We start from the raw sequence: 25223 nt of genomic DNA on the forward strand, positions 1-25223 counted from the left end.
GCCCGTATCAACGACGTAGCGCTCGCCCGCGGCGAGCCGCTTGCGGTGAATCGCGCCGAAGGACGAGACGAGCAGAAGCCCCGAGCCGCTCACCTGCAAAACGAAGAGCCCCTCGCCGCCGAAGAAGGACTTCGCGCCGCCCCACTTCGTGTCAACGACCAGCCCGGCGTCGCCCGCGAGGTACGAGCTGGATTGAACGTAGAAGAGCTGGTTACTCATCTCAATGCCCGCGATGTCGCCGGGGCTGCCGGGCGCGAGCGTGACTTCGCCGGGGCCGCCGCGCGCCGTGAAGGTCGAGACGAACGCCGATTCGCCGCCGACGGCGCGCTTGAGCGCGCCCATCAAGCCGCCTTTCATCTGCGATTGCAGCTCGACGTTGGCCGACATCGAGACCATTGCCCCGGCTTCGGCCTGGATGGATTGCTCGGGTTGCAGTTGCACGACGGCCAGCGAGAAAGCCGGCTGGTGCAGGATTTCATAATTGTAGCCGCGCCCCGCGCCGCGCCCATCGGCATCAATATGAATGCCCTGGCCCGGCGGGTAATTCGGCGGCGGCTGTCCATAACCGGGCGGCGGTCCCTGCTGATAGCCGGGCGGCGGCCCTTGTTGATATCCGGGCGGCGGCCCTTGCGGGTAGCCCGGCGGCGGCGGGGGATAATTTGGCGGCCCTTGCGGATAACCGGGCGGCGGGCCTTGTTGATAACCGGGCGGTGGGCCTTGCGGATATCCGGGTGGCGGCTGTTGATAACCGGGCGGCGGCGCCCCATAATTCGCCTGGGCGTCGGGGGCTCCCACGGGGTTGCCGCAAGAGGTACAGAACTTCGTATCCGGCGGGACCTCCGCGCCACATCGTTGACATTTCATAAGCACTCTCCTTTTGGTCGAATGGCCGTTTTACATGAGACTGACCGGATCGACTTCGATAGATATTGAACGCGGATTGATGCCGCGCGCAAGCAGCTTTGTCATCGCTGCATCCAGGGTTTCGCGGGCGCGGGCGCGGCTGCGCGCCTTGATCAATATCTGAAAGCGATGCTCACCCTTGATGCGCGAGATCGGCGCCGGCGCCGGCCCCAGAACGCGCAGCAGTGAATCGCGCGTCTCGCCGCGCAGCGCTTTCGCCAGGTCAGTCGCCGTATTGTTGGCGCGGTCGAATTCTTTGTCGTGGATGCAGATGTTGATCAGCGCGTTGAACGGCGGATAATGCATCGAGCGGCGAAACTCGATCTCGCGCCGATAGAACTGATCGTAATCCTGCGCCTTCGCACAGACCAGCGAATAATGCTCCGGGTGATAGGTCTGAATCACCACGCGGCCCGGTCGGTCGCCACGCCCTGCGCGACCCGCCACCTGGGTTAAGAGCTGAAACGTGCGCTCGGCGGCGCGAAAGTCGGGCAAGCAGAGCCCCGCGTCTACAGAGATGACGCCGACCAGCGTGACGTTCGGAAAGTCATGGCCTTTGGCGATCATCTGTGTGCCGACGACCAGATCAATCGTCCCCGCGGCAAACTCCATCAGCAGGTGTTCGAGGCTGCCGCGCCGGCGGGTCGTGTCGCGGTCAATGCGAGCGATGGACTTGTCAGGGAACAGCTCGCGCAGCTTGGCTTCGAGCTGCTCGGTGCCTTCGCCGACATATTGAATGTATTGCCCATCACACGCCGGGCAGACACGCGGCGCGGGCCGTATGTAGTTGCAGTAATGGCATTGCAGGCTTTGATTGTAGCGGTGATAGGTGAGCGTCACATCGCAATTCGGGCAGTGAATCGCGTCGCCGCACGAGCGGCACATCGCAAACGACGAGAAGCCGCGGCGGTTCAAGAGGATCATCACCTGCTCGCCGCGCTCGAAGCTTTCAGCCATCGCCGTCTTCAGCTCGTCTGAGAAGGTCACCTGCTTGCCGTGGCGCTTGAAGACTTCGCGCATATCAACGGTCTCGACCGCCGCGAGCGCCCGGTTGCCATAGCGCGTGTCGAGCCGTATGTATTCGTACTTCCCTGTCGTCGCGTTATGCACAGATTCGAGCGAGGGCGTTGCCGAGCCGAGCACGACCACGGCGTTCGCCCGCAGGGCGCGCATGATGGCGGTGTCGCGCCCGTGGTAGCGCGGCGTTTCGTCCTGCTTGTACGAGGTCTCGTGCTCTTCGTCAACGACGATGATGCCGAGATTGTCGAGCGGCGCGAAGACCGCCGAGCGCGTGCCGATGCAGACGCGCGCCTCGCCGTCTTTGATGCGCCGCCACTCGTCCGTGCGCTCGCCTTCAGACAAGCTCGAATGCAGGATGGCAACGGCGTCGCCGAAGATGGCGCGCAAGCGGCGCGAGAAGACCGGCGTCAGCGCAATCTCCGGCACCAGCATCAGCGCCGACTGTCCGCGCCGCGTCGCCTCGCGCATGGCGCGGATGTAGATTTCCGTCTTGCCGCTGCCGGTGACGCCGTGCAGCAGAAAGGTCGCGTAGTGGCGCTCGTCCAGGCGCGCGATGATGCGGTCGAGGGCGCGCTGCTGGTCGTCGTTGAGCGTCACCAGTTCCAGCTCTTGCTGCTCGACGTGCGCCAGCGGGTCGCGGCGCACCTCGCGGGCGAAGACTTCGACGAGGCCGCGCTTCTCAAGCGTCCGCACGACCGAGGCCGAGACGTCGGCGGTTTCCAGCAGGTCGCTGAAGGTGAACGGCTCGCCGGCTTCTTCGAGGGTTTCGACGACGCGCTGTTGCGATGGCGTGAGCGGCGAGTCGCCGGTGCCGCCATCGAAGGCGCGCTCGCTGAGCCGCACGGCGTTTTGTAACTTGGGCTTCAAACGGCTCTCGCCGACGCGCTCGGCGACGCGCACGAAGCCGGCGCGCTCAAGCTGACGCACCAGCGCCGAAGCGTGCGATTTCGACAGGTGGCGCTCAAGCTCGCGGGTGCCGAGGTGACCGCTGGCGGCGACCAGCTCAAGGGCTTGCAGCTTCGACGACGACCAGCTAAAGCCCGCCGACACCTGTGCCAGCGCGGCGCGACCCGCCTCGGTGATCGTCAGGACTTGCTCGGTGGCGACCGTCGCGCCCGCGGGCAAGGCGGTGCGCAGGCACTCGCCCCACGGCGCGTGGTAATAATCACTCATCCACTTGGTCAGGTGCAGGATGTCGCGGGTGATGATGGGCGACTCGTCAACCAGCTCTTCGACTTCTTTGACGTCGCCTTCGGTGACCTCGCCGGCAAGCTCGTGGTGCAGGGCGACGATGAAGCCGGTCAGCAGCTTTTTGCCGAACGGCACGACGACGCGGCTGCCGGCGTGCGCGCGCCGCGCCATGTCGCCCGGCAACCGATAGGTGAAGGTCTGACGGATGTGGACGGGAACCGCTACCTCTGCGAACATCGCGGGGGATTGTACACGAAAAGTCGGCGGGCGTCAGCGGGCAGCGCGCAGCCATTCACGAAAGGCGCGCAGGGTGGCGCTCTGTCCATCGCGCTTGTTCTGCTCAAGGAAGCGCGTCAGGACTTCAGCGGTGAGCAGCGGGAAGGCGCGGCTCGCGGGCGCTTCGACGTAGCCTTCATCGGACAGGTGATAGATGTAAAGGCGGCTCTTGCGATAGCGCCAGAATTCGGGCACGCCGATGGCGGCGTAGAATTCCATCTTGCCGACCGATTCGCTCCAGATGTCAATCTCGACGACGACATCGGGCGGCGGGTCGGTCATCAGGTTGATCTCTTCTTTGCCGATGATCTGCTCGGCGTTCTTGACGTAGAAACAGGTGTCCGGCTCCGCGCCCATCTGTAGCTGCTCATCTTTGAAAGTCGTCGAACCGGCGGTCTCCAGCGTCAGATCCGTCTCGATTGCAAGTAGGGTGACCAGTTGTAAGAGCAAATCTTTAGGCCGCTCGTGGCGCAATGTTGGACTCATTATCTCCAGCCTCCCGCGAAAGTAGCTGATGCGGAGCGCACAATCGCCTAATTCATCAAGAAGCTGTTCGTACTCTTCCCAGGAAACGTCGTAGAGGGTCAGCCTGCCGCCCGCCGGCATGTGCGCGATGGCATCAACGAGATAGCTTGTGGCATGCGTCGTCATAGAACTACTCTGCACAGCTTAGGAGGTGTGAACATCATACTAAAGCGCGCCGCACTTGTCACCCGCCGCCGCTTTTGACATAGTTCAAGCGAATGAACCCAAAGCCACTCAAAGAAGTCATTCGGCCAACGACGATCATCGAAGCGCCGCGCCTCGCCCGGCACCTGGGCGTCGAGCTGACGATTGCCACCGAGACTTTTCAATTCACCGGCAGCTTCAAGCTCCGCGCCGCGTATAACCTTGCGGCAAAAGTCAGCCAGCAGCAGATCATCACCGCCTCGTCGGGCAACTACGGGCAGGCGATGGCCTACGCCTGTCGCTTGCTCGGCAAATCATGCACGATTGTTATGCCGGCGACCTCTGCGCGGGTGAAGATTGATGCGGTGCGCGAATTCGGCGGCACGGTTGACCTGATAGACGTTCGCGAGATTAGCCGCGCAGCGCGCGTCGCTGATCTCGCAGCCGCGAACCCTGACGCCTATGTCGCCAGCGCCTATGACGACCCGCTGGTCATCGAAGGCAACGCCAGCCTGGGCGCGGAGCTGGCGGGGCTCGCGGGTCAGTTCGATTACGTCATCGCCCCGGTCGGCGGCGGCGGGCTGACTTCGGGGCTCATCAAAGGCTTGCGCGAGGCCGCAAGCCCTGTGCGGGTGGTCGGTGCCGAGCCGCTCGTGGCTAACGACGCCGCGCGCTCGCTGCGCGCCGGTCACATCGTCGCTAACGAGCGAGAGCCGCAGACAATTGCCGATGGCGCGCGCACGGTCAGCGTCGGCCAGCACAACTGGGCGATTCTAGAAAGCGGGTTGGCGCACATTGTCGAAGTGCCGGAAGCGAATATCCGCGCCGGCGTGCGGCTGCTGTTCGGACTGGCAAACCTCAAAGCCGAGCCGACGGGCGCGCTCGCCATCGGCGCGTTGATGACCGAGCCCGAAAGGTTCCGCGACCTTCGCGTCTACTGCGTCATCAGCGGCGGCAACGTTGACGCGGAAGTCTATCGCCAGATTCTGGCCGAGCCCTAGAGCCGTTTTCGATTGGGTTTGCCATGTGGCGCAAGCTGTTAGCTTGCGCCACACCCGGCGGCAAACAAAAAGCCGGCGCTGACCCGATTGCTACAGGTCAGCGCCGGCAATTCATCCACACCTTTGATGCGTGCGGGATTCAAGCGCAACCGGCTTTGCCCGAAGCGGCAAAGCGATGATGGCTGGCGCGCGGATTAAAAGATGCGCCGTTTCTCGCGCCGGTTCTTGTAGAGCCAGAGAGCGGTTGCCGCGCCGCCGCCGACCGCCGCGCCGATTGCCGCGCCCTTCTTGCCTTTGGTCACACCGCCGACCACCGCGCCGGCTCCCGCGCCGGTGCCGATGACCGTCGCTGCGCCCAGCGGGCCGGGCATCCAACGATGACGGTACTCATAGTTGACGATGCCCGGACCATCAAAGAAGGTGATCCGGCTGTCGCCGACTTTATAGCCATTCTTGTCGCGCCTGATGAACTGACCTATGCGTTCCTGCGCCGAGGCGGCCGCGGGAAGCAGCAGGGCGAGGAACGACAGCAAGAGCAAGAAACTCGTCAGTTTCTTTTTCATTATTGTCCTCCGGAGATTGAATGAGCGGTTCGTGAGTGCTGAGCAAGCAGCATACTCAGCCATCAGGCGGATGCGCAAGCTCGGGCGCGGCGTTGCCCGCGCCGGAAATAATTCTTAGCGCCGACAACCGGGCGGCAATCGCTTTACGGCTCTTTGACTTTGTCTTTGTCTTCAGTGGAAGAAACGTCGTCGGCGTCAGACGGCACACGGTCGCCTTGCTGCTTATCTAAAGCCGGGTCGGGCGCGAAGCGTCGCGGGTTCTCGCGCTCGCCTTGCTCATCGGTCTGCAACTCGGCGGCCTGTTGATCCATGCCGTCTTTGTTCGCTTCCCAGGGGTTGTCGGTCGCTTCGTCTAAAGATTTCCTGGCGTCGCGGTCATCGGTTCGTTTACTCATGTCGGCCCCTTTCCCGTTTGCGCGCCGGTGGTGAATCACTCTTTGGCGCGCAGGAAGGCGCGCAGGTATTCGCGGTTCAACTGCGAGATGAAGTCGAGCGAAATCTCTTTCGGACAGACCGCCTCGCAAGAGCCGATGACCGTGCAGTTGCCGAAGCCTTCGGCATCCATCGCCTTCACCATGTTGACGACGCGGCGGTCTTTCTCAACTTTTCCCTGCGGCAATGTATTCAGGTGCGCGGCCTTGGCGGCGACAAACAGCATGGCCGAAGCGTTCTTGCAGGCGGCGACGCAGGCGCCGCAACCGATGCAGGCCGCCGCATCCATCGCGCGGTCGGCATCCGGTTTCGCAATCGGAACGCTGTTACCGTCAGGGGTGCCGCCGGTCGCCACCGAGATATAACCACCGGCTTGAATGATGCGGTCAAAGGCCGAGCGGTCTACGACCAGGTCCTTGATGACCGGGAACGACTGCGCCCGCCACGGCTCAAGGGTGATGGTGTCGCCGTCTTTGAAATGGCGCATGTGGAGTTGGCAGGTGGTCGTCGCCATCAACGGCCCGTGCGCCACGCCGTTGATGACCATGCCGCACGTGCCGCAGATGCCTTCGCGGCAGTCGTGGTCAAAAGCAATCGGCTCCTGCCCGGCTTTAATCAAGCCTTCGTTGACGACATCGAGCATCTCCAGAAAAGACATATGCTCGGAGATTTGATTCGCCTGATATTCGACGAACTGGCCGGGGTCGGCGGCGTTCCTCTGCCGCCAAACTCGCAACGTTAGATTCATCTTTTCCTCGGATGGTGACGAGTGACGAGTGACGAGAGAAAAGCAGAACCCTCTTGTCACTCGTCACTCGTCACCGTTTACTTATAACTCCGCTGCGTGAAGTGAACCTCTTCGTATTCGAGCGGCTCTTTGTGCAGCACAGGGCGCTCGTGCAAGCCCTGATACTCCCAGGCGGCGACGTAAGAATAGTTCGCGTCGTCGCGCAGCGCCTCGCCGTCTTCGGTCTGAAACTCTTCGCGGAAGTGGCCGCCGCAGCTTTCATTGCGGTGCAGCGCGTCGAGCACCAGCAGCTCGCCGAACTCTAAGAAGTCAGCCACCCGCCCGGCGTATTCGAGCGACTGGTTCAGATCGTTCCCGTCGCCCAGCACGGCGACGTTCTGCCAGAACTCTTCGCGCAAGGCCGGAATCTCTTCGAGCGCTTCTTCGAGTCCGGCGGCGTTGCGCGCCATGCCGCACTTGTCCCACATGATCTTGCCGAACTGGCGGTGGAAGTCTGTCACCGTGCGCCGGCCCTGAATCGCCAGCAAGCGCCGCGTGCGCGCCGCGACTTCGTCTTCGGCGGCGAGAAACTCGGGGCTGCCGGTGTTCGGCTTCGCGGGCTTTTCGCCGGCAAAGTAATTGCCGATGGTGTAGGGCAAGACGAAATAGCCATCGGCCAGCCCTTGCATCAAGGCGCTCGCCCCCAGGCGGTTGGCGCCGTGGTCAGAGAAGTTCGCCTCGCCGATGACGAACAGGCCGGGGATGTTGCTCATCAGGTTGTAATCCACCCACAGGCCGCCCATCGTGTAATGCACCGCCGGGTAGATGCGCATCGGCACGCGGTAAGCGTTCTCGCCGGTGATGCGCTCGTACATCTCGAACAGGTTGCCGTAGCGTTCGCGGATGACGCGCTCGCCGAGCCGATTGATGGCGTCGCGGAAATCTAGATAGACGCCGCGCCCGCCAGGGCCGACGCCGCGCCCTTCGTCGCAGACCTGCTTGGCGGCGCGCGAAGAGATGTCGCGCGGCGCAAGATTGCCATAGCTCGGATACTTGCGCTCAAGATAGTAATCGCGGTCTTCTTCGGCAATCTCGTTGGGCGGGCGGGCGTCGCCCGCGCGGCGCGGCACCCAGACGCGCCCGTCGTTGCGCAGGCTTTCGCTCATCAACGTCAGCTTCGATTGATAGTCGCCGCTCTGCGGAATGCAAGTCGGGTGAATCTGCGTGTAGCACGGGTTCGCAAAGAAAGCGCCGCGCTTGTAGGCGCGATACGTCGCCGTGACGTTGCAGCCCTTGGCGTTGGTCGAAAGAAAGAAGACGTTGCCGTAACCGCCCGTCGCCAGCACCACCGCATCGGCGGCATGCGAGCTGATCTGCCCGGTCACCAGGTCGCGCACGACGATGCCTTTGGCGTGACCGTCGACGACGACCAGCTCAAGCATCTCTGTGCGCGGGAACATCTTCACGCCGCCGAGGCCGATCTGTTTCGACAGCGCTTGATACGCACCGAGCAACAACTGCTGGCCGGTCTGGCCACGCGCGTAGAAGGTGCGCGACACCTGCGCGCCGCCGAACGAGCGATTCGCCAGATAGCCGCTGTACTCGCGGGCAAACGGCACGCCCTGCGCGACACACTGATCGATGATGTTGACAGAGACTTCCGCCAGCCGGTAGACGTTGGCTTCGCGCGAGCGATAGTCGCCGCCTTTGATCGTGTCATAGAACAGGCGGTAGACCGAGTCGCCGTCGTTGCGATAATTCTTCGCGGCGTTGATGCCGCCCTGCGCCGCAATCGAGTGGGCGCGGCGCGGGCTGTCCTGGTAGCAGAAGCACTTGACGTTATAGCCGAGCTCCGAGAGCGTCGCCGCCGCCGACCCGCCCGCCAGCCCGGAGCCGACGACGATGATGTCGAACTTGCGCTTGTTGGCCGGGTTGACCAGCTTGATGTGATCTTTGTAGCGCGTCCACTTGTCGGCGAGCGCCCCTTTCGGCGGCTGGCCGTTGAGCGCTTCGACGGCGACGCGGTATTCGAGTGATGTGGTAGTCAGCATAACCGTTCACCTGACCCATTTCGCCATCACCGAGATGGGAATCGAGATGTTGCCAAGGAAGATGACGAGCGCCGCCAGCCGCGCCGTGCGGTGGATGGCCGCGACGTTGCTGCGGTTGCGGATGCCGAGCGATTGCAGCGAGCTCGACACGCCGTGGCTCAGGTGCAGGCAGAGCAGCGCCATCGCCAGTATGTAAAAGCCCGACACCCAGGGGTTCGAGAAGCCGCGCACCATCATGCCGTAGACATCGTGGTGCAGCGGATCAGCCGGGTCTTGCAGGCTCATGAATTCAGGGTTGGTGACGCCGAGCGTGAAGTGCATCAGGTGATAGATGATGAAGGCGAATATGACCAGGCCGCTGACGAAGATCGTCCGCGACGCATAGCTGGCGGCGACCGGCTTGCCCGTCGCATATTTCGTTGGCCGGGCATCGCTGTTAGCCGATACCAGTTGCAGCGCCGCGGTGATGTGCATGATGACGATGGCTAGCAGACTGACGCGCGCCGTCCACAGAAGACCGGGCTTGGATTTCAGGAACGCGGCGTAGCCGTTAATGGCTTCGCGGCCCATGTAGATTTGCAGGTTGCCGGCCATGTGGCCGATGACGAAAACAAAAAGCGCCAGGCCGGTGATGGCCATAACGTACTTTTTGCCGAGTGAAGAGCTGTAAGCGCGTACCAGGATGTTCATCGAAAAGCCTTCTCGTTAGCCGGCGGGCGTGATGTATTGATGTCCCCGCGCCCAGGAGTCAGACGGCTCAGGTGATATTGAAAAATAGCAACCCGCGCCCTTGATGTAAAATTCAAAAACCTAATTCAGACGAGCGCAGAGGCTAATAACGACGGCTGACTGACAATGGACGGCTGCCGGCCAGTGAGCGCGCCGCTGCGATCAACCGCTAACGGTCGGCGGGCGTCTGAGCTTACGCGCTAGCGCGATGCCGACGCCGACGATGCGCTCGGACCATTCCAGCGGGCGGCGGCCCTGACTGGTCTCCAGGTATCCCGGCACCGAAGCGACGCCGAGCCGCGTGTAGTGGTCTTCTTCGATCAGAACGATGTCGCCTTCTTCCGGGTCGTCGCGCGACGCGAACAGAATGATGTCGCCTTCGAGCAAGCCGCGCTCAAGCCATGAGCTGTTGACCATCACGCATTCGTAATCGGCTTCGGGGATGTCGAGGACGCGCACGAGGATGTCATCATCGTCGGCGTAGACCTGCTGGCGGCGCTTCTCGTTGGCCGCGATGGTTTCGTCTTTTTCCATGTTCAAATTAGACTCGTCCGGCTGAATCGGGGATGCGCGTTAAGCCTCTATTGAAATCCCGCGCGCCGCGAATGTCAACAAAGAGTGATAAGTGACAAGAAGGAAGTAATGAGGGATGAGGGATGAGGGATGAGTAAGAAGAAAGCGTGCTGGCCGCGCTCTCCTGACTCATCACTTTCCACCCCTCACTCATCACTTCTTGTCACTTGTCACCCCTTTTGGCATCGGTTTTGCCCATTAAACTCCAGACGCGCGATACTTGAATGACTATCGAACAAGGGGATAGGTTATGAGCATGCAAATGTTCGGCGGATTGACACTTAAAGAGCTGGGGCGGCGAACCTGGCGCGAGTCGAATGAAGACAACGTCTGGGGCGGCGCGGCGCAGCTCGGGTATTACTTCCTGCTGGCGCTCTTTCCGATGCTGATTTTCCTCTTCAGCTTGCTCGGCTTTCTGCCCGACGCGCAGGAGAGCATCGTTAAAATGCTGGCCCGTGTCGTTCCCGGCCAGGCCATGACACTGGTGTATCAATTCGTGCAAGATGTCGTCGAACATCGCAGCGGCGGGTTGTTAAGTCTCGGCGTGCTTGGCACGCTGTGGGCGGCATCGAGCGGGATTACGGCTATTATGGGAACGCTCAACGTCGCCTACGATGTCGAAGAGGGGCGGCCATTCTGGAAGGTGCGGCTCACCGCCCTCGGCCTGACCGCAGGGCTGGCGTTGCTGATCACGGGCGGCGCGGTGCTGGTTATGTTCGCCGACAAATTCAGCCAACGGCTGACGGAAATCCTCGGCCTTGGCGGGTTCTTCACCATCGCGTCGAGCGTTGTCGGTTACGCGCTCGGCCTGGCCTGTGTCTTCATCGGCATCGAGCTGATTTATTACTTCGGGCCGAACCTGAAACAGCAGTGGCGCTGGATCACGCCCGGCGCGGTCTTTGCCGCCGCAGGGATCATTCTCGGCTCGCTCGGCTTTTCGCTCTACATGCGTATCGCGCCAAGCAACAGCGCCACTTATGGCTCGCTCGGCGCCGTCATCACCTTGTTGCTCTGGCTCTACTTGCTGGGGCTGGTGCTGCTGATCGGCGGCGAGATCAATTCCGAGATCGAGCACGCCACCCAAAAACCGCAGGAGCGCAAAGAGTCGGAGCCGGAGCTCAAGGCGGCCTGATGGTGTTCAAGTGTTCGCTTCAAGGATTAGCCGGCGGCGCGGCTCAGCGGGCGTTTGAGTGAGTGGATGTTTTCGTTGTACAGCTCATATTCGTCTTTGACATTGTCGCTGGTCGCAAACAGCCAGAGCGGATAAAGGTCGAGGAGAATCTTTTGCGCGCGATCTAAGAAGCGGCGTCGCGACAGGATCGGGTCGTTGGCCGAAAAGTGCTCGCCGACGACGAAGCTGTCGAGCTTTACCCAGCGCCGTGCTGTCTTTGGCAGCGGCCACTTCTGCGCCGGTCCCTGTTCGCTGTCGGCCAGCTCCCAATAGGTTTCGGCGATCTGCCGCTCTTCGAGATACCGCTCGAACAGGCGCAGGTTTTTGCGAATCCCTTCCTGCACACGGCCCGTGCGCCGCGGTTGGCTGCCGGGGTAAAAGCCGACCGAGACGCCATGCGCTTCCAGTCCGACGAAGAGCAGCGAGCCGGTCTTCCAGTTCTCGCCGCGGCGCGGAAAGCCGACATACATCCAGGGACGATACGGCGGGCGGTTGCGATGAAAGCGCAAGTCGTTGTTGATGCGGCTGATTGTCCGCCCGACGCGCGGCTCGGTGTCGAACGCTTCGTTGAGCATATGAATGATCGGGCCAAGGTCGGCAACGAAAGATTTAACCGGCGTCAGGACTTCGCTCTGATACTCGTAGCGGTGGGCGTCGAACCATTCGCGGCTGTTGTTTTCGGCAAGCGCGGAGAAGAACTGAAACAGTCCAGCCGAAAATCCTGAGAAACGGACGTGACTCATCTGCCGCCCTTTCGATGATCAAAGCCAACCCGATGGAAAATCTTTCTGCTGCCGTGAGCTTAATCGCTCGGTGCTGGCACTGTCAACCAGGGGCTCGGCGGCCTCTGTGCCTGAGCGTCCAGCCGGTCGCGAGGTTAAACACGCCTAAGTCTCTAACCACCTTTGCTTATAGAATTAAGCGTTAAACGCCGGTTCCGCCGGCTCCCTGCTTCAGGCTTGACAGCGCCGCACAGTTCTTTTACAATGTTAATGTAGATTAAATATTAGTTCTAGCGAAACAATATGACGCGCAAACCCGACCCGGAGATGGAGAAAGTGCTTGATCGCTTTGCCGAGACGATGTTTCGGCTGATGCTAGATCATCATCAGCGCCAGGCGGTCGAGATGTCCATGACCCTGCCACAAGCGCAGGCGTTAAGGCTGCTGATGGGTGGACCGCGCTCGACGGGCGATCTGGCCACGACTTTACGCATCTCTGCGCCGGCAGTCACGCAGTTGACCGACCGTTTGCTGCGCAAGCAATTAATCGAGCGGCAGGCCGCCGACGGCGACCGGCGCTCGGTGATGATCGCGCTTACGGAGCGGGGCCGGCATGCGGTTGAAAGTTTCCGCGAGCGGCGTCATACCATCATCAGCGGCGCGCTCGCATTTCTCGACGACCTGGCGCGCGCGCAGATCGTCCTGGCGTTGTCGAAGATGGTCGGGGCGCTGGAGCTGTACGAGGCCGATTTGCTCGGGCCGACATCCGAGGCGCGCAAGCTAACCGTAATTGCCAGGCGTGAGAAGAAAGCCGAAAAGGTTGGCAGCGCGGCGCAGACAGCGCCATCCGTCGCCGCAGCATCCAATGAAATCACTCAGTGGAAGCCGGGGAACAGTAGTCGCAAAGTCAGAATGGAGTGGGACTAACAAAAACAATAGTAGAGATTTTCAGGAGGTAAGAGAGATGAGTACGTTTAAAGGTAAAGTGCTTGCGCTGATAGCGACCCTCGCAATCGGCGCATCCGTCGCGGTCGCCGCGCCGGCCAGCTCGCCGCAGGACGACGCGCGCACGGCCAACAAGGTGCGCAAGGAGCTTGTTACATTGCCGTACTACGGCATGTTCGATAACCTTGCATACAAAGTTGAAGGCGGCACGGTGACGCTCTATGGCCAGGTGGTTGACGCCGTGACGCGCAAGGACGCTGAAAACCGCGTCAAGCGCATCGAAGGCGTCGAGCGCGTCATCAACAACATTCAGGTGTTGCCGGTTTCGGGGTTTGACAACACGATCCGCGTTCGCACCTACCGGGCGATTGCGCGCCAGGGCGGTCTCTACCGCTACTTCATGGGCGCAAACCCTTCGATTCACATTATTGTGAACCGTGGCCGGGTGACGCTCGAAGGCGTGGTCTCGAACCGCATGGACAGTCAGCTCGCCTACATGGCCGCCCGCCAGGTGCCGGGTGTTTTTGAAGTCACCAACAACCTGCGCGTCGAAAACGAGCGCTAACCTGCAATGCGCCGGGCGAGATAAGTGAACCCGCCCGGCGCAACAGCGTTAGCTTAATTGTAGCCCCTTGGGGGATGCTGGTGACAGGCAACCGGGAAGGTCAGACGGTCTTCGGCTCTCAGCCTGTTGTTAACGTTTCTGATGATTCAATAAAAGTTTAAGAATGGTTTTGGAGGTTGAACCAAATGGGTGTGAATCTAAACAAGCTCAAGCAAACGCGGCGCGGCGTGGCTGCGCTGACGCTAGCGGTGGCGCTGGTCATCGCATCGGGATTGGGAGTTGAAATCGAGAAGCGCGCCGCGGCGCAGCAGCAACAGGCGCTGCCGTCGCCCGCGGAGTTGTCGCGTACCTTTGTCGGTGTGGCCAAGCAGGTCAAGCCTGCCGTCGTCAACATTGACGTCGTCGAAAAGGCGCAGCGCCAGAGCATGCAGTTGCCGGAAGGCTTTCCGCAGATTCCCGGCATGCCGCAATTCGGCGACGGCCAGCCGCACAAAGCGCGCGGCACAGGCTCGGGCGTCATCATCAGCCCGGACGGCTACATTCTGACCAACAACCACGTTGCCGGCGATGCCGAGCAGATCAAGGTGAAGCTGTCGGATGGGCGCGAGTTCAAAGCCAAGCGCATCGGCGCGGATAAAGAGACGGACATCGCGCTGATTAAGATCGACGCGACCAACCTGCCTTATGCGAAGCTCGGCGATTCTGACAAGCTGGAGCAGGGCGAGTGGGTGCTGGCCATCGGCAGCCCGTTCGGCTTGCAGCAGACGATGACCGCCGGCATCGTGTCGGCGCTGGGCCGCGACCTCGGCGCACAGGGCGGCACTTTTACGAACTTCATCCAGACCGACGCGTCGATCAATCCCGGCAATTCGGGCGGCCCGCTCGTCAATATGTCGGGCGAAGTCGTCGGCATCAACACGATGATCTTCTCGCGTTCGGGCGGCAACGAAGGCGTCGGCTTTTCGATCCCCGCCAACCTGGTCAATAAGGTCTACGCGCAACTGCTCAAGAGCGGCAAGGTGACGCGTGCCTACCTCGGCCTCTATCCGCAAGAGATGACGCCGAGCATCGCGCGCATCGCCCGTTACAATGGCGAAACCGGCGTGCTGGTGCGTGACGTGTCAAAGGACGACAGCCCGGCGGCGCGCGCAGGCTTGCGCAGCGGCGACATCATCGTCGAACTGGATGGCAAGAAGGTCACTTCGCCGAAGCAGTTGACTGAAACCGTCGCCGACCTGCCCGTCGGCAAGGCGGTGGACGTGAAGTACATGCGCGAGGGTCGTCTGGAATCTACGAAAGTCACGCTCGGCGAGCGGCCCGGCCCGGACGACGAAGCGCAGCCGGCGAATAATGGCAACGATGAAGAAGGCGAGAACCCTGGCAAGCTGGGCGTTTCGATCACCAACCTGACGCCTGAGCTTGCCCGCCGCTTGAAGCTGCGCATCGCTTCGGGGGTCGTTGTCGGCGCGGTGCAGCCCGACAGTCCCGCCGATGACGCCGGCTTGCAGCGCGGCGACGTCATTCACCGCATCAACCAGATGCCGGTGAGCAGCCGCGCGGATTTCCTGAAGGCAGTCGCGGCGCTCGGCGGCACGAAAGAAGTCGTGCTGCAAGTCGAGCGCCCCGGGCAGGGCTTGACCTTCCTGACCGTGACGCTGGAGTAAGCCTTCGGTGATTCGCCTCGCTGGCTGAGTGAGGCGGAAAGAAAACTTCTAAGTTTGACGAAGGGCGGCTCGCCGAGGGCCGCCCTTTTTTTGTCCGCCTGTCAGAAGCCTTGCGGCTCGCGTATAATCAAACGCCATGAAAAGAGCCCACGCTATCGCCCGCTTCCTGCTCGCAAGCATTCTCTTATTCACTCTGATCGTGACTGCGTTGGCGCAGCGCCCGGCCAATCGTCCCGCGCCTGCCTATCCGGCGGCGCTGGTCACAGAGCTGCGGCAATTGCAGCAGGCGGCGCTGGCGAGTGATTACGCTTACACGCAAGTCGCTCACCTGTGCAACAACATCGGCCCGCGACTGAGCGGCTCGCCGCAGGCGGCACAGGCGGTCGAGTATGTTGCGTCTGAGCTTCGCCGGCTGGGTTTGCAAGTTCAGCTTCAGCGCGTGATGGTGCCACACTGGGTGCGCGGCGTCGAAATCGGCGAGCTGGTCGAGTTCAAAGGCCAGGCCCCGAACACGACACAAAAGATCGTCCTGACGGCGCTCGGCGGCAGCACCGCCACAGCCGCCGAAGGCGTCACGGCTGAGGTCGTCGTCGTCAATAATTTCGAGGCGCTGCGCAGTCTGGGGCGCGAGCGCGTTGCCGGCAAGATCGTGCTGTTCAACACGGCTTACGACAAGCAGATGGCGGCGCAGGGCTTTGCCTTTGACGCCTACGGCCAGGCGGTCGTCTACCGCGGCGACGGCGCCAGCGAAGCGGCACGGCTGGGCGCGGTGGCGTCGCTGGTGCGCTCGGTGGGCAGCGCCGATTATCGTCTGCCGCACACCGGCGCGTTGCGCTATGCCGAAGACGCGCCGCGCATCCCTGCTGGCGCGGTGACGGCGGAAGACGCAGACCTGATGGCCTATCTGGCGGCGCAAGGCCGGCTGCGCATGCATCTGACGCTGACGCCGCAGACTCTGGCAGACGTTGAAAGCTACAACGTTGTTGCCGACCTCAAAGGCAGCGAGCATCCCGAACAGGTGGTCATCGTTTCCGGCCACCTCGATTCGTGGGACCTGGGCACAGGGGCGATTGACGACGCGTCGGGCGTCGCCGTCGCCATGCAGGTGGCCAATCTCTTCAAGCAGCTCAAGCTCAAGCCGAAGCGCACGCTTCGCGTCATCGCCTGGATGAACGAAGAAAACGGCTTGCGAGGCGGAGTCGGCTACGCCAAAGATTTTGCGGCGCAGTTAACCAATCACGTCGCGGCCATCGAGAGCGATTCGGGGCCGGGCCATCCTACGGGCATCTCTGGCCATGCCGGCGACGCGGCGATTGAGATGCTGCGTCCGCTGGCGCAGATTTTATTGAGTCAGGGCGCGGGCGTGTTGCGGCAGACAAAAGATGCGGAAGGCGCGGACGTATCGCCGCTCGACGCGGCTGGGGTGCCGACCTTTGCGCCGGTTCAAGACGTGCGCCACTACTTCGACTATCACCACACGGCTGCCGACACGTTCGACAAGATCAACCCGCGCGAGCTGGCCGAAAACGCCGCCGTGGTGGCGACGTTGGCTTACGCCATCGCCAGTCTGCCCGACGCGCTGCCGCGTTAAGCCGGCGCGACGGCGCGAATCGGCGTTAACTTAATTTGCGATAACCTGCATGACACACCTGTCACCAGCGCAGCAAATCCTGGCGCTCGACACGCCCGACCAGCACGAAACCTTCATTCGCGATCAATGGCCCGCGCTTGCGGCATTCGCCTGGGAGAAGTACCGCGCCGAAGGACGCGGCGCGATTGTTGTAGATTTGCGTCACGCGACGGTCGAGCAAGGAGCCATCAATGTGCCGACCGTTTATGTCGCCGAAGGCAGCGACCGGCTGGCGCGGCGCGGCGGCTGGCCGAACCCAGAGGTCGCCGAAGTCATCAACGACTACGACCCGGCGCAGGATGTGATCTTTATTTTCCTGAGACTCGACGGCGACGTCTTTCACTATAACGTCAGCGACGAGATGACGCCGCCGCTGGCAAGTCAAAAGGCAAAAGTAAAAAGTAAAAAGTGACGGGGCGAGTGACGCCTTCCCCAAACTTTTGCCTTTTACCTTTTACCTTTTTACTTGAAGGCGTTGCCGCAATTCAAACAGCGATGCGGCTCTTTGACGAGCAGCAAAAAGAGCGACAGAAAGCATGTAAAGGTCGCCAGCACGACGGCGACGATGATGGCCCAGACCGGCGTGCCGCCTTTGCTGACGTTGGTGCTGCCGCAACGCGGGCAGGTGAGCTGCCCCCAGACCGCCGGTTGCGGCTGCGGGGCATAGACGGGCGGCGCGGGCGGCGTTTGATAATTCTGCGGCTGCGCGAATGGCTCCTTGTAGCCGCCGGCTTCCGGCGGCGGCACCGAAGGCAGATAGCCGGAATCCGGCGCCGCTCCACTCTCTTCCAGGTTATATCCACAGAACCGGCAAAAGTTCGAATCACCGCGATTGTCTGTTCCACATTGCGGACAGTTCATGAATGCAGTCTCCTCGTTTCACTTATCACCCATAAATCGGCTGCGGCGATTTTTTGTCGGCGCGTCGTTTTTGTCAAGCAAGCCATCGCCTGATGCGCGACTCGACCCGTGCGCCGGCCTCTGGCGCTCGGCTTGCGCACAACGCTCGGCAATCATTCTTTTATGGCGAGCGCAGGTATTTTTTCGACTGCCGGTGGCTCCCTTAAGGTGTAGACCAAGAAGAATCACCAGGAGGTTATGATGAAGAGCAAAGTTCTCAGCGCCCTGTCCATGCTCGCGCTTATGTCGAGTCTGTTGGTGACAGCCTATGCGGGCCACGAGAAGGAAAACAAATTCACCGGCACCGTCGAGAGCATGCCGAGCAATGGTTTCGTCGGCGACTGGCGCGTTGCGGGGCGCACGGTTCATGTCACAAGCGCCACGCGCATCAACCAGGAAGATGGCCGGATCAGCGTTGGCGCCGTGGTCAAAGTTGAGGGTCAGAGCCGCCCGGACAATTCGGTTGACGCAACCGAGATCGAACTACGCGAGGCGGCCGCGGGCGGCGGCAGTGGCGGCGACGATAATCACAACGGGACACAATTCAAAGGGACGATTGAGAGCTTCCCGGCTGGCTTCGTCGGTGACTGGCGCGTCGGCGGGCGCACGGTTCACGTCACCTCTTCAACCCGCATCGAGACCAATGATGGGCCGGTCGCGGTCGGTGCCTTTGTTGAAATCGAAGGCACGTTACGCGCCGACGGCTCGATGGACGCCACGAAGATCGAAGTCAAATCGAACCCCGCCGGCGGCGATGGCCGCGACGAATTGAAGGGCACCATCGAGAGCTTGCCTAACACGCAGGGCTTCATTGGCGACTGGCGCGTTGCGGGGCGCACCGTTCACGTCACATCAGCGACCGTCATCAACGCCGAGCACGGCGCGGTCGCGGTTGGCGCATCGGTTGAAATCCAGGGCACGCAGCAAGCCGATGGCTCGATCACTGCCACGCGCGTCGAAGTCAATCCGAGCAACGGCGGCGGCGGCAATAACGACGAAGGCCAGCCGGCCAACTTCAAGGGCACGATTGAGAGCTTGCCGAACACGGCGGATTTAACCGGCGACTGGACGATCAGCGGGCGCACGGTTCACGTCGTCTCCTCGACCCGGCTCACCCGCGAGCACGGCGCGTTTGCCGTCGGCGTGCGCGTCAAGGTCAAAGGCATGATGATGAGCGACGGCACAATCGTCGCCACCAAGATTCAAGTGCGCGATTCGCAGTAAATCTCTAACCCGGCCACAGTCCCCGAAGGTGCGAGGTTGCCGAGCCTCGCACCTTTTGCACTTTACAGGAGTCTTGCCATCTCGACCCCAGAGCGCCGCTCCACAAGCATTCGCTCAATCAGACGAACGATTTCGGCGGCGGCAGTGAGCGGCGGCTTGCCTTTGTGATGAATGCCACAGATCGCCGTCGTTGCCGAGTGGTCGAGTGACGGGCTCCAACGCGATGCGCCCGTTGCATTGCGACCATAAGTCAGATAAGCCGACAGCGTATTGAGCCCTGTGCCGGGCCGCTCGCCGATCAGGTGAACGACTACTTCGACATCGAGCAACGCGCCGACGTGATAGCCTGCGCGCACACGCCCATTGTCAATCACCACATCCACGTCGCCGGGCGGGTGGTTTGCCGCGCCGAGCATCCGCCGCAAAGGCGGCAACACGGCGCGCAAGTTCTCGTTGACCGCATTCGCATTCAAGCCATCAGAGATGACGAACTGTATGCGCGGTCGCTTGCTGCCATAGAGCGCCGCCAGGCGGCGCGCGTCCGTCTCGCACAAGCTTTCGCCCGAAGGCGGGTGCATCAGGTAATCTTCGCGACTGTTCGCCAGCGTCCGCACGCGCAAGGCGCGCGGCGCGGCGTCACGAATCACCGCATCATCCAGGCGCGCGTACAGCGCTCGCCGCGCGTGGCCGTAGAGACTTTGCATGCGCCGCTCGACTTCGGGCGGCGCGGCGTCGTCCGCGCCACAGCCGTAGCCGAGATCGAAGCCGCGCTCGGTCAATGCCGCGAGCTTGCGCGCCCCTTCGGCGCGCAGGCTGTCGAAGCTGCGCGACTCGCCGCCGGCTTTCATGTAGCTCGCGTACAGCGAGGCCGCGTCAGGACGCTCTGCCGCCAACTCACCCGCTTCGTTCATCACGCCCATCGCCATCAATCGCTTCTGCATAGACGAGGCGACCCGCTTTTGCGCGCGGCGGCGCAGGCGCGGATGCTCGCGGAATGAGGTCGTCAGATAACCGAGCATCGGGTCGGCGTTGCCGGCAACCGCCATCAGATAAGCCGGCGCGGCTTCGACGACAATCTGTTCGGTGAGCGATTGCAAGCGTTCGGGCTCAATGCCCATGTGAAAGGTCGAGCAGACATCCAGGCCCATCGTCAGGCCGTGCAGCTTCGCCATCACGGTGTCTTCGAGACAGGCGCGCCGCAACTGTGCGGCATCGCGAAAGACTTCGGGGCCGATGAAGCCTGCAACGTCATTAACGATCATCCACGCGCCGGTCGCTCGTTGCAACAAGCGCGCCAGCCCATAGTTGCGCGCTTCGAGTGTAACCATATCAACGCCTTCGGCGGCGTTGTTGGTGACGGCTGATCCCTGGCCGGTTTCAAAGTAGAGGCCGCCGAATCCCTTCGCGAGATCGAGCAAACCATCCACGTCCAGCCCGACCATGCCGGCAAGCGCTTTCGATGTCCCGGCGAGGCTCTGAAACCCGACATCCACGGTCGTGCGCGCCCGCGCCGTCGTCTGCTTGACGATGTCTGATAGCACACAGTAGCGCGTCGGCAGCTTGAGCCGCTCGACGACGCGGCCCAGCAACTCTTCGAGGCGAATGATGGTCTCGACATCATCGCTCGCCGGGTTGATGCCGAGGATAACGTCGCCGCAGCCGTAGCTCAGTCCCTCGAAGATCGAAAAAAGAATCTCTTCTTCATCGTCGCCGGGACTGTTGGGCTGGATGCGCGAGCCGAAATGCGACGGCGAGCCGAGCGCCACCGGGCCGCCCGCGAGCGGGTTGAAGAGCGCGCCGGCAACCGTCGCTAGCTCGTCGTCGGTCATCACTTTGACGGCCGCGGCGATGCTCTCGCTCGACAGGCCGTCGCGGTGACGCCGCGCCCACGCCGCGCCTTGTGGGCTGAGCAGAATGCGCCGCAGCTCGGCAATAGTAAGATGGCTTACTTCCGCGGCAAGCGCGGAATCGAGCGAGCGGGCGAGCGCGTCGCTCACTTGATCTTCGACGAGCGTGGCGCGACTGATGTCGCCGAGGCGTAAGGCGGCGACGGCCTGCCGCGCCTCCTGGCGCTCGTGGTCGTCGCGTGTGCCGCCAACCAGCAGGTCGCCTTCTTTGAACTCGTTGGCGCAGGCGAAGATTTGCTTGAGGTGCTGCGGGTTCATATGGATGTAGCGCAAGCTGTTAGCTTGCGCATCGGCTCGCGCAAGCTAACAGCTTGCGCTACATGGCAACCGCAATCGACCACTGCTTTAATCGCCGGGCGCTTCTTCGGTCAGCGGCTCGACGGCTTCGGCAAGCGGTTGCGGGTCATCGGCTTCATCGCTTTGAAAGGCCGGGCCGGGAAAACGCCGCCGCTCGCGGGCGAGATAGAAAACGCCGAGCAAGGCCGCAAGCGCCGCCACCGCTTTGCCGGCGCGCATGTCATCGGGGAGGCAGAGAACGACGCTAATGAACGCCACCCAGACGAGCGCCACCAGATTGATCGCGGCGCTGAATCGGCCAAGATGCCAGGGGCCGCGAATCGTTCGCCCGGTCTTCAAACGATTGCGCCACGACAGGTAGACCGGAATCACATACGACAGGTAAAGGCCGATGACGCTGATGGCCGTGACCGTTTGATAAGCGCCGCTGGAAACCGCCGCCAGCCACGCGACGACGACCGACAGCCAGATGGCCGCTGCCGGCGTTTGCTGTTTGCGGCTGACGCGCCGCCACAGGCGCGACAAGGGCATCCCATCGTCGCGCGCAAAGGCATAGACGACGCGCGAGCACCAGGTCACCGCCGATAAGCCGCAGAACCACATCGCCACGCTGACGAGCGCCGAAAAGATGTTGCCAGCGCGCTCGCCGAGCGCCGCCTGCAAGATCACCAGCACCGCCGGCATCGAGTTGCCGCTGGCGTCGGTCGCGTTCAATACCGCCGTGATGTCTTTGATCGATAGCGTCAAGGCGATGAGCAGCAGGTAGCCGACGACGCTCGACACGACGACCGCCATGACCATGCCCCACGGGGCGCGGCGGCGCGGATCAACCGTCTCTTCAGACACGGCCGCCGAAGCGTCGTAGCCGGTGAACGTCCACTGCGCTTGCAGCAGGCCGATGATGAACGCGCCCCAGTAAGGCCAGCCCGACGGGTTGTGGGTGACGCGCTCGAAGAAGAAACTGGCGGGCTGCTTTGGCGCAAACACCAAGAGCGCGCCGACGATGACGATGATGCCGAGGATGTGAACCGCGACGCTCAGGTCGTTGAGCCGCGCCACCAGCCGTATGCCGTAATGATTGACCAGCGCGTGCGACAACAGAATGGCAGCGTAGACGAGCAGGAGATTTTTTGTCGAAGCCTCTAGCCCCATGAGCGGCGTGACGAACAGCGCGCAGCCATAATCAACCCCGGCCAGCAAGGTCAGGTTGCCGACGATGTTGAACCACGCCGTGAACCAGCCCCAGCCTTTGCCGCCCAGCCGCGACGACCAGTGATACATCGCCCCCGAAGTCGGCAGCGCCGAAGCCAGCTCGGCCATGCTCAGGGCCACGGCCAGCGTGAAGACGGTCACCAGCGGCCAGCCCCAGGCCATCTCTGCCGGCCCGCCCATCGTCAGGCCGTGACCGTAGAGCGTCACCGCGCCGGTCAATATCGAGATGATCGAAAACGACAGCGCAAAATTCGAGAAGCCGCCCATGGTGCGAAACAGTTCCTGGGCGTAGCCGAGGCGGCGCAGCTCGCGCGCGTCCTCGGCGGCGTCCGGTTTGTGGTGCGTTGTCGGTGTGGTCATAAGCGCCCGACCTCAAGCGGATCGAGGCTAGTATAGGACAAAAGGCAGAGCTTGTCGCTTACCAGATCGATGGGATCTGTGACTCGTCGCATTCCAGCAGCTCACCATCAGGAAGGATGTGCAGCAGGCGAGCGCCACGCGCCCGCAGCGGCACCGCCAGCAACCCGACGCGGTGGCAGTTGGCGCGCGGCTCGCGGGTGTGCTGTGTCAGCGGGCGCGACTCCGAGCACATGATGGCGACGCGCATCTCTGCCGCCAGCTCCATAACGCGCTCCAGTCCGCGTGCCAGCTCCTCAGGCGGCGCGACCACCTTGCCGCCGCATTCCGGCAGGTGCTCGTAGCCGATGCCGCTTGCGCGCAAGCCATCGCGCAGCGCCGCGCCATTGTACTGCGGCCAGCGCGAGCGTGCCGAGCTGCGCACGTCGCAGACGAAGTCGATGCCATGCCGCTTGAGCAGTCCGAGGAAATAATCGAGCGGGTGGCGACCGTGGCCGATGCTATAAATCGTGACCGCTGTGGTTGACATACCGACTTCATTTTACAGACGGGCACGGCTCGCGAACAGCCACGCCCGCTTTTCATCAGGCGGTTCGCTGTGGAATGATTGAGACGACGGCGGATCAAGCAGCGAGGCGAATCGAGGATGACTTATACAATCATCATCCGCAATCCCATCATCGGCCACGAAGTCATGCGCATCGAAACCGACAACGAGCCGCTGGCGATGGACGAGGCCGAATCGCTCTCCAGGCGTCACGGCATCGCGTCGGTGACGGACGGCGCGGGCGTCGAGATTGCCCGCTTCCGTTATGGCGCGCCGGAGTTTGCCCGAGCTTGATCCTGCGACAATCATCGGGAGATTGATCTCATGCGCTCGCAAACCAGAATCACTTCGATACGGCAGGCGCGGCAGCGGCGCGCCTGCCGTCAGCTCATCATGATCTTTTTCGTTGTCGCCGCACTGGTGACCATCCTCGCGCCGCGCCCGCGGCCTCAAGAGAAGAAGCGCGCCCGGTCAGACGCTCTGGTGACGCCCGCCGAAGCCGCCCAGCTCGAAGCCGTCATCACCACAGAGATGGGCGTGATCCGTTTCCAGTTCTTGCCCGACAAAGCGCCGCGCCACGCACAGCAGTTCATCAAGTGGGCGCGCGAAGGTTTTTACGATGGCTCGGCCTTCTTTCGCATGTTCTCGCGCGGCCTGATTCAAGGCGGCGACCCGAACCTCAAAGACCCGGCCAAGCCGCGCGAGCAGTGGGGCACGGGCGCGCTCAACCTGTTGCCCGACGAGATCAGCGACGTCAAGCACGTACGCGGCACGGTGTCGGCGGCGCGCATACCGGGCAAGGCCAACAGCGACGGCGCGCAGTTCTTCATTTGCGCCGGCCCGCAGTCACAGCTCGATGGCCAGTTCTCGGCGTTTGGCGAGGTCACCGATGGCATCGAGGTGGTTGATAAAATTTCGCTCGTCCCGGTTGACGCGGCGCAACGCGCCGTCACGCCCATCAAGATCGTCAGCGTCAAGATCGAGCCGAAGCGCGTCGAGCCGTTCAAAGATGCGACCGTTGACCAGATGCGCAAAGATGTGCGGCTACACACCAGCTTCGGTGACATCACCGTGGAGATGGAGCCCGATCTTGCGCCCGAGCATGTCAGGAATTTTTTGAAGCTCGTCTCGTCGGGCTGGTACGACCACACGGCGTTCCATCGCGTTGTGCCGGGCTTCGTCGTGCAGGGCGGCGCCGGGCCGACGCGCGCCGGCGGCGCCGGGCATTATGCAGACAAGTGGGTGCATCCGCTCAAAGCCGAAATCTCGGCGGTCAAACATATTCGCGGCACGCTCTCGATGGCGCGCGGCGAAGACCCGAACTCGGCGACGACCTCGTTTTTCATCGTGCTTGGGCCGGCTCCGCACCTCGACAACAAGTACAGCGTTTTTGGCAAAGTCGTGGACGGCTTCGATACGTTGGAGCGCATCGAAGCGGTGCCGCGCCAGGGCGAATTGCCGACCCTGCGCGTCGAGTTAATCGAAGCCAGCATCAAGCCATAAGCGCCTTGTGGTTTCAAACTTGCAAATTTCAGAGTCAAGGTGGCGCTTGATCTTCAGCGAAGGAGCGTGTGATGGCAGACGAACGGAACACATGTGATCACATCGGCTGTAGCTGTACCCCCACAGGCGACAGCGACTATTGCAGCCCATATTGCGAAACCGCTGGCAGCACTGTAGAGCTGGCTTGCAATTGCGGCCATGCAAACTGCGCCTCGGCGTTAGGAACCACCGTTTAACCGGCGACCAAAGGCGAGGGGCGCGCCCCTCGCCTTTGGCTTTACTGCGCGCCACGTCCCATCCCCGCCCGGCGGTTGCTCTCACGTACATAGAAGGCTAGGATTATTATTAAAGCGCTAAAAGCGACGAGGAGACCTCCATCCGATTACCTGAGCGTGACCGAAGGGGCGTCCCGAAATGTCCAGTGGAAATTTAATCCGGCGAATC

The 25223-nt window shown here is 62.2% G+C and carries 24 protein-coding genes; 10 read left to right on the forward strand and 14 right to left on the reverse strand.

The features are described 5' to 3' along the window. The 3 genes from VJ464_18965 to VJ464_18975 all read right to left on the reverse strand — a co-directional run. On the reverse strand, window positions 1-864 hold an 864-nt coding region (locus VJ464_18965), incomplete at its 3' end, for a TIGR00266 family protein (protein HKQ07214.1). A 30-nt stretch (window positions 865-894) separates the two neighbouring features. Then, complete coding sequence (gene priA / locus VJ464_18970; protein ID HKQ07215.1) at window positions 895-3351, reverse strand: primosomal protein N'; 2457 nt, start codon at window positions 3349-3351, stop codon at window positions 895-897. 33 nt (window positions 3352-3384) lie between these two features. Beyond that, a complete protein-coding gene (locus tag VJ464_18975) occupies window positions 3385-4041 on the reverse strand; it encodes a Uma2 family endonuclease (GenBank protein ID HKQ07216.1) in 657 nt (218 codons plus the stop codon). A 92-nt stretch (window positions 4042-4133) separates the two neighbouring features. Here VJ464_18975 and VJ464_18980 point away from each other — a divergent pair, with 92 nt between their 5' ends. Continuing rightward, on the forward strand, window positions 4134-5060 hold the full coding sequence (locus VJ464_18980; GenBank protein ID HKQ07217.1) for a threonine/serine dehydratase: 927 nt from the start codon (window positions 4134-4136) through the stop codon (window positions 5058-5060). A 194-nt stretch (window positions 5061-5254) separates the two neighbouring features. Here the strand turns inward: VJ464_18980 and VJ464_18985 are convergent, their stop codons facing one another. From VJ464_18985 to VJ464_19010, 6 genes are all read right to left on the reverse strand, one after another. Beyond that, the gene (locus VJ464_18985; protein ID HKQ07218.1) at window positions 5255-5623 is read right to left on the reverse strand and encodes a hypothetical protein; all 369 of its coding nucleotides are present in this window, start codon (window positions 5621-5623) and stop codon (window positions 5255-5257) included. Between the two features lie 143 nt (window positions 5624-5766). Then, window positions 5767-6018 carry a hypothetical protein gene (locus tag VJ464_18990; GenBank protein HKQ07219.1) on the reverse strand — a complete coding sequence of 84 codons (252 nt, stop codon included), beginning with the start codon at window positions 6016-6018 and terminating at the stop codon, window positions 5767-5769. Window positions 6019-6053: 35 nt separating this feature from the next. Then, entirely contained in the window at window positions 6054-6803 is a 750-nt protein-coding gene (locus VJ464_18995; GenBank protein HKQ07220.1) for a succinate dehydrogenase/fumarate reductase iron-sulfur subunit, read from the reverse strand. Between the two features lie 77 nt (window positions 6804-6880). Then, window positions 6881-8833, reverse strand: a complete 1953-nt coding sequence (locus VJ464_19000; GenBank protein ID HKQ07221.1) for a fumarate reductase/succinate dehydrogenase flavoprotein subunit — start codon at window positions 8831-8833, stop codon at window positions 6881-6883. A 6-nt stretch (window positions 8834-8839) separates the two neighbouring features. Then, the gene (locus tag VJ464_19005; protein ID HKQ07222.1) at window positions 8840-9523 is read right to left on the reverse strand and encodes a succinate dehydrogenase cytochrome b subunit; all 684 of its coding nucleotides are present in this window, start codon (window positions 9521-9523) and stop codon (window positions 8840-8842) included. A gap of 201 nt (window positions 9524-9724) precedes the next feature. Continuing rightward, complete coding sequence (locus VJ464_19010; GenBank protein HKQ07223.1) at window positions 9725-10096, reverse strand: hypothetical protein; 372 nt, start codon at window positions 10094-10096, stop codon at window positions 9725-9727. 289 nt (window positions 10097-10385) lie between these two features. Here VJ464_19010 and VJ464_19015 point away from each other — a divergent pair, with 289 nt between their 5' ends. Further along, the gene (locus VJ464_19015) at window positions 10386-11267 is read left to right on the forward strand and encodes a YihY/virulence factor BrkB family protein (GenBank protein ID HKQ07224.1); all 882 of its coding nucleotides are present in this window, start codon (window positions 10386-10388) and stop codon (window positions 11265-11267) included. A 26-nt stretch (window positions 11268-11293) separates the two neighbouring features. On the opposite strand, the gene VJ464_19020 is transcribed toward VJ464_19015, so the two are convergent. Beyond that, a complete protein-coding gene (locus tag VJ464_19020; protein HKQ07225.1) occupies window positions 11294-12049 on the reverse strand; it encodes a DUF2461 family protein in 756 nt (251 codons plus the stop codon). 282 nt (window positions 12050-12331) lie between these two features. On the opposite strand from VJ464_19020, the gene VJ464_19025 reads away from it, so the two are divergent. The 5 genes from VJ464_19025 (at window position 12332) to VJ464_19045 (ending at window position 17244) form a co-directional block, all read left to right on the forward strand. Then, window positions 12332-12955, forward strand: coding sequence for a MarR family transcriptional regulator (locus tag VJ464_19025; protein HKQ07226.1), 624 nt, complete (start codon window positions 12332-12334; stop codon window positions 12953-12955). Window positions 12956-12992: 37 nt separating this feature from the next. After that, a complete protein-coding gene (locus VJ464_19030) occupies window positions 12993-13538 on the forward strand; it encodes a BON domain-containing protein (GenBank protein HKQ07227.1) in 546 nt (181 codons plus the stop codon). Window positions 13539-13723: 185 nt separating this feature from the next. Beyond that, a complete protein-coding gene (locus VJ464_19035) occupies window positions 13724-15202 on the forward strand; it encodes a Do family serine endopeptidase (protein ID HKQ07228.1) in 1479 nt (492 codons plus the stop codon). A 136-nt stretch (window positions 15203-15338) separates the two neighbouring features. Further along, complete coding sequence (locus VJ464_19040; protein ID HKQ07229.1) at window positions 15339-16793, forward strand: M20/M25/M40 family metallo-hydrolase; 1455 nt, start codon at window positions 15339-15341, stop codon at window positions 16791-16793. Window positions 16794-16842: 49 nt separating this feature from the next. Further along, complete coding sequence (locus VJ464_19045) at window positions 16843-17244, forward strand: hypothetical protein (GenBank protein HKQ07230.1); 402 nt, start codon at window positions 16843-16845, stop codon at window positions 17242-17244. Between the two features lie 50 nt (window positions 17245-17294). On the opposite strand, the gene VJ464_19050 is transcribed toward VJ464_19045, so the two are convergent. Beyond that, window positions 17295-17693 carry a zinc ribbon domain-containing protein gene (locus VJ464_19050; GenBank protein HKQ07231.1) on the reverse strand — a complete coding sequence of 133 codons (399 nt, stop codon included), beginning with the start codon at window positions 17691-17693 and terminating at the stop codon, window positions 17295-17297. A gap of 237 nt (window positions 17694-17930) precedes the next feature. Here VJ464_19050 and VJ464_19055 point away from each other — a divergent pair, with 237 nt between their 5' ends. Next, window positions 17931-18956, forward strand: a complete 1026-nt coding sequence (locus VJ464_19055) for a DUF5666 domain-containing protein (protein HKQ07232.1) — start codon at window positions 17931-17933, stop codon at window positions 18954-18956. Window positions 18957-19018: 62 nt separating this feature from the next. Here the strand turns inward: VJ464_19055 and eutB are convergent, their stop codons facing one another. From eutB to VJ464_19070, 3 genes are all read right to left on the reverse strand, one after another. Further along, entirely contained in the window at window positions 19019-21121 is a 2103-nt protein-coding gene (eutB, locus tag VJ464_19060; protein HKQ07233.1) for an ethanolamine ammonia-lyase subunit EutB, read from the reverse strand. Between the two features lie 87 nt (window positions 21122-21208). Continuing rightward, window positions 21209-22732 carry an amino acid permease gene (locus VJ464_19065; GenBank protein ID HKQ07234.1) on the reverse strand — a complete coding sequence of 508 codons (1524 nt, stop codon included), beginning with the start codon at window positions 22730-22732 and terminating at the stop codon, window positions 21209-21211. Window positions 22733-22790: 58 nt separating this feature from the next. Then, window positions 22791-23258, reverse strand: coding sequence for a DUF488 domain-containing protein (locus VJ464_19070; protein HKQ07235.1), 468 nt, complete (start codon window positions 23256-23258; stop codon window positions 22791-22793). 117 nt (window positions 23259-23375) lie between these two features. Here VJ464_19070 and VJ464_19075 point away from each other — a divergent pair, with 117 nt between their 5' ends. Further along, window positions 23376-23570: a hypothetical protein gene (locus VJ464_19075; GenBank protein ID HKQ07236.1), complete on the forward strand. Its 195-nt coding sequence runs from the start codon at window positions 23376-23378 to the stop codon at window positions 23568-23570. 30 nt (window positions 23571-23600) lie between these two features. Next, window positions 23601-24779, forward strand: coding sequence for a peptidylprolyl isomerase (locus VJ464_19080; GenBank protein HKQ07237.1), 1179 nt, complete (start codon window positions 23601-23603; stop codon window positions 24777-24779). Window positions 24780-25223 lie beyond the last annotated feature (444 nt).

This window comes from Blastocatellia bacterium (assembly GCA_035275065.1).
GTDB lineage: Bacteria > Acidobacteriota > Blastocatellia > UBA7656 > UBA7656 > DATENM01.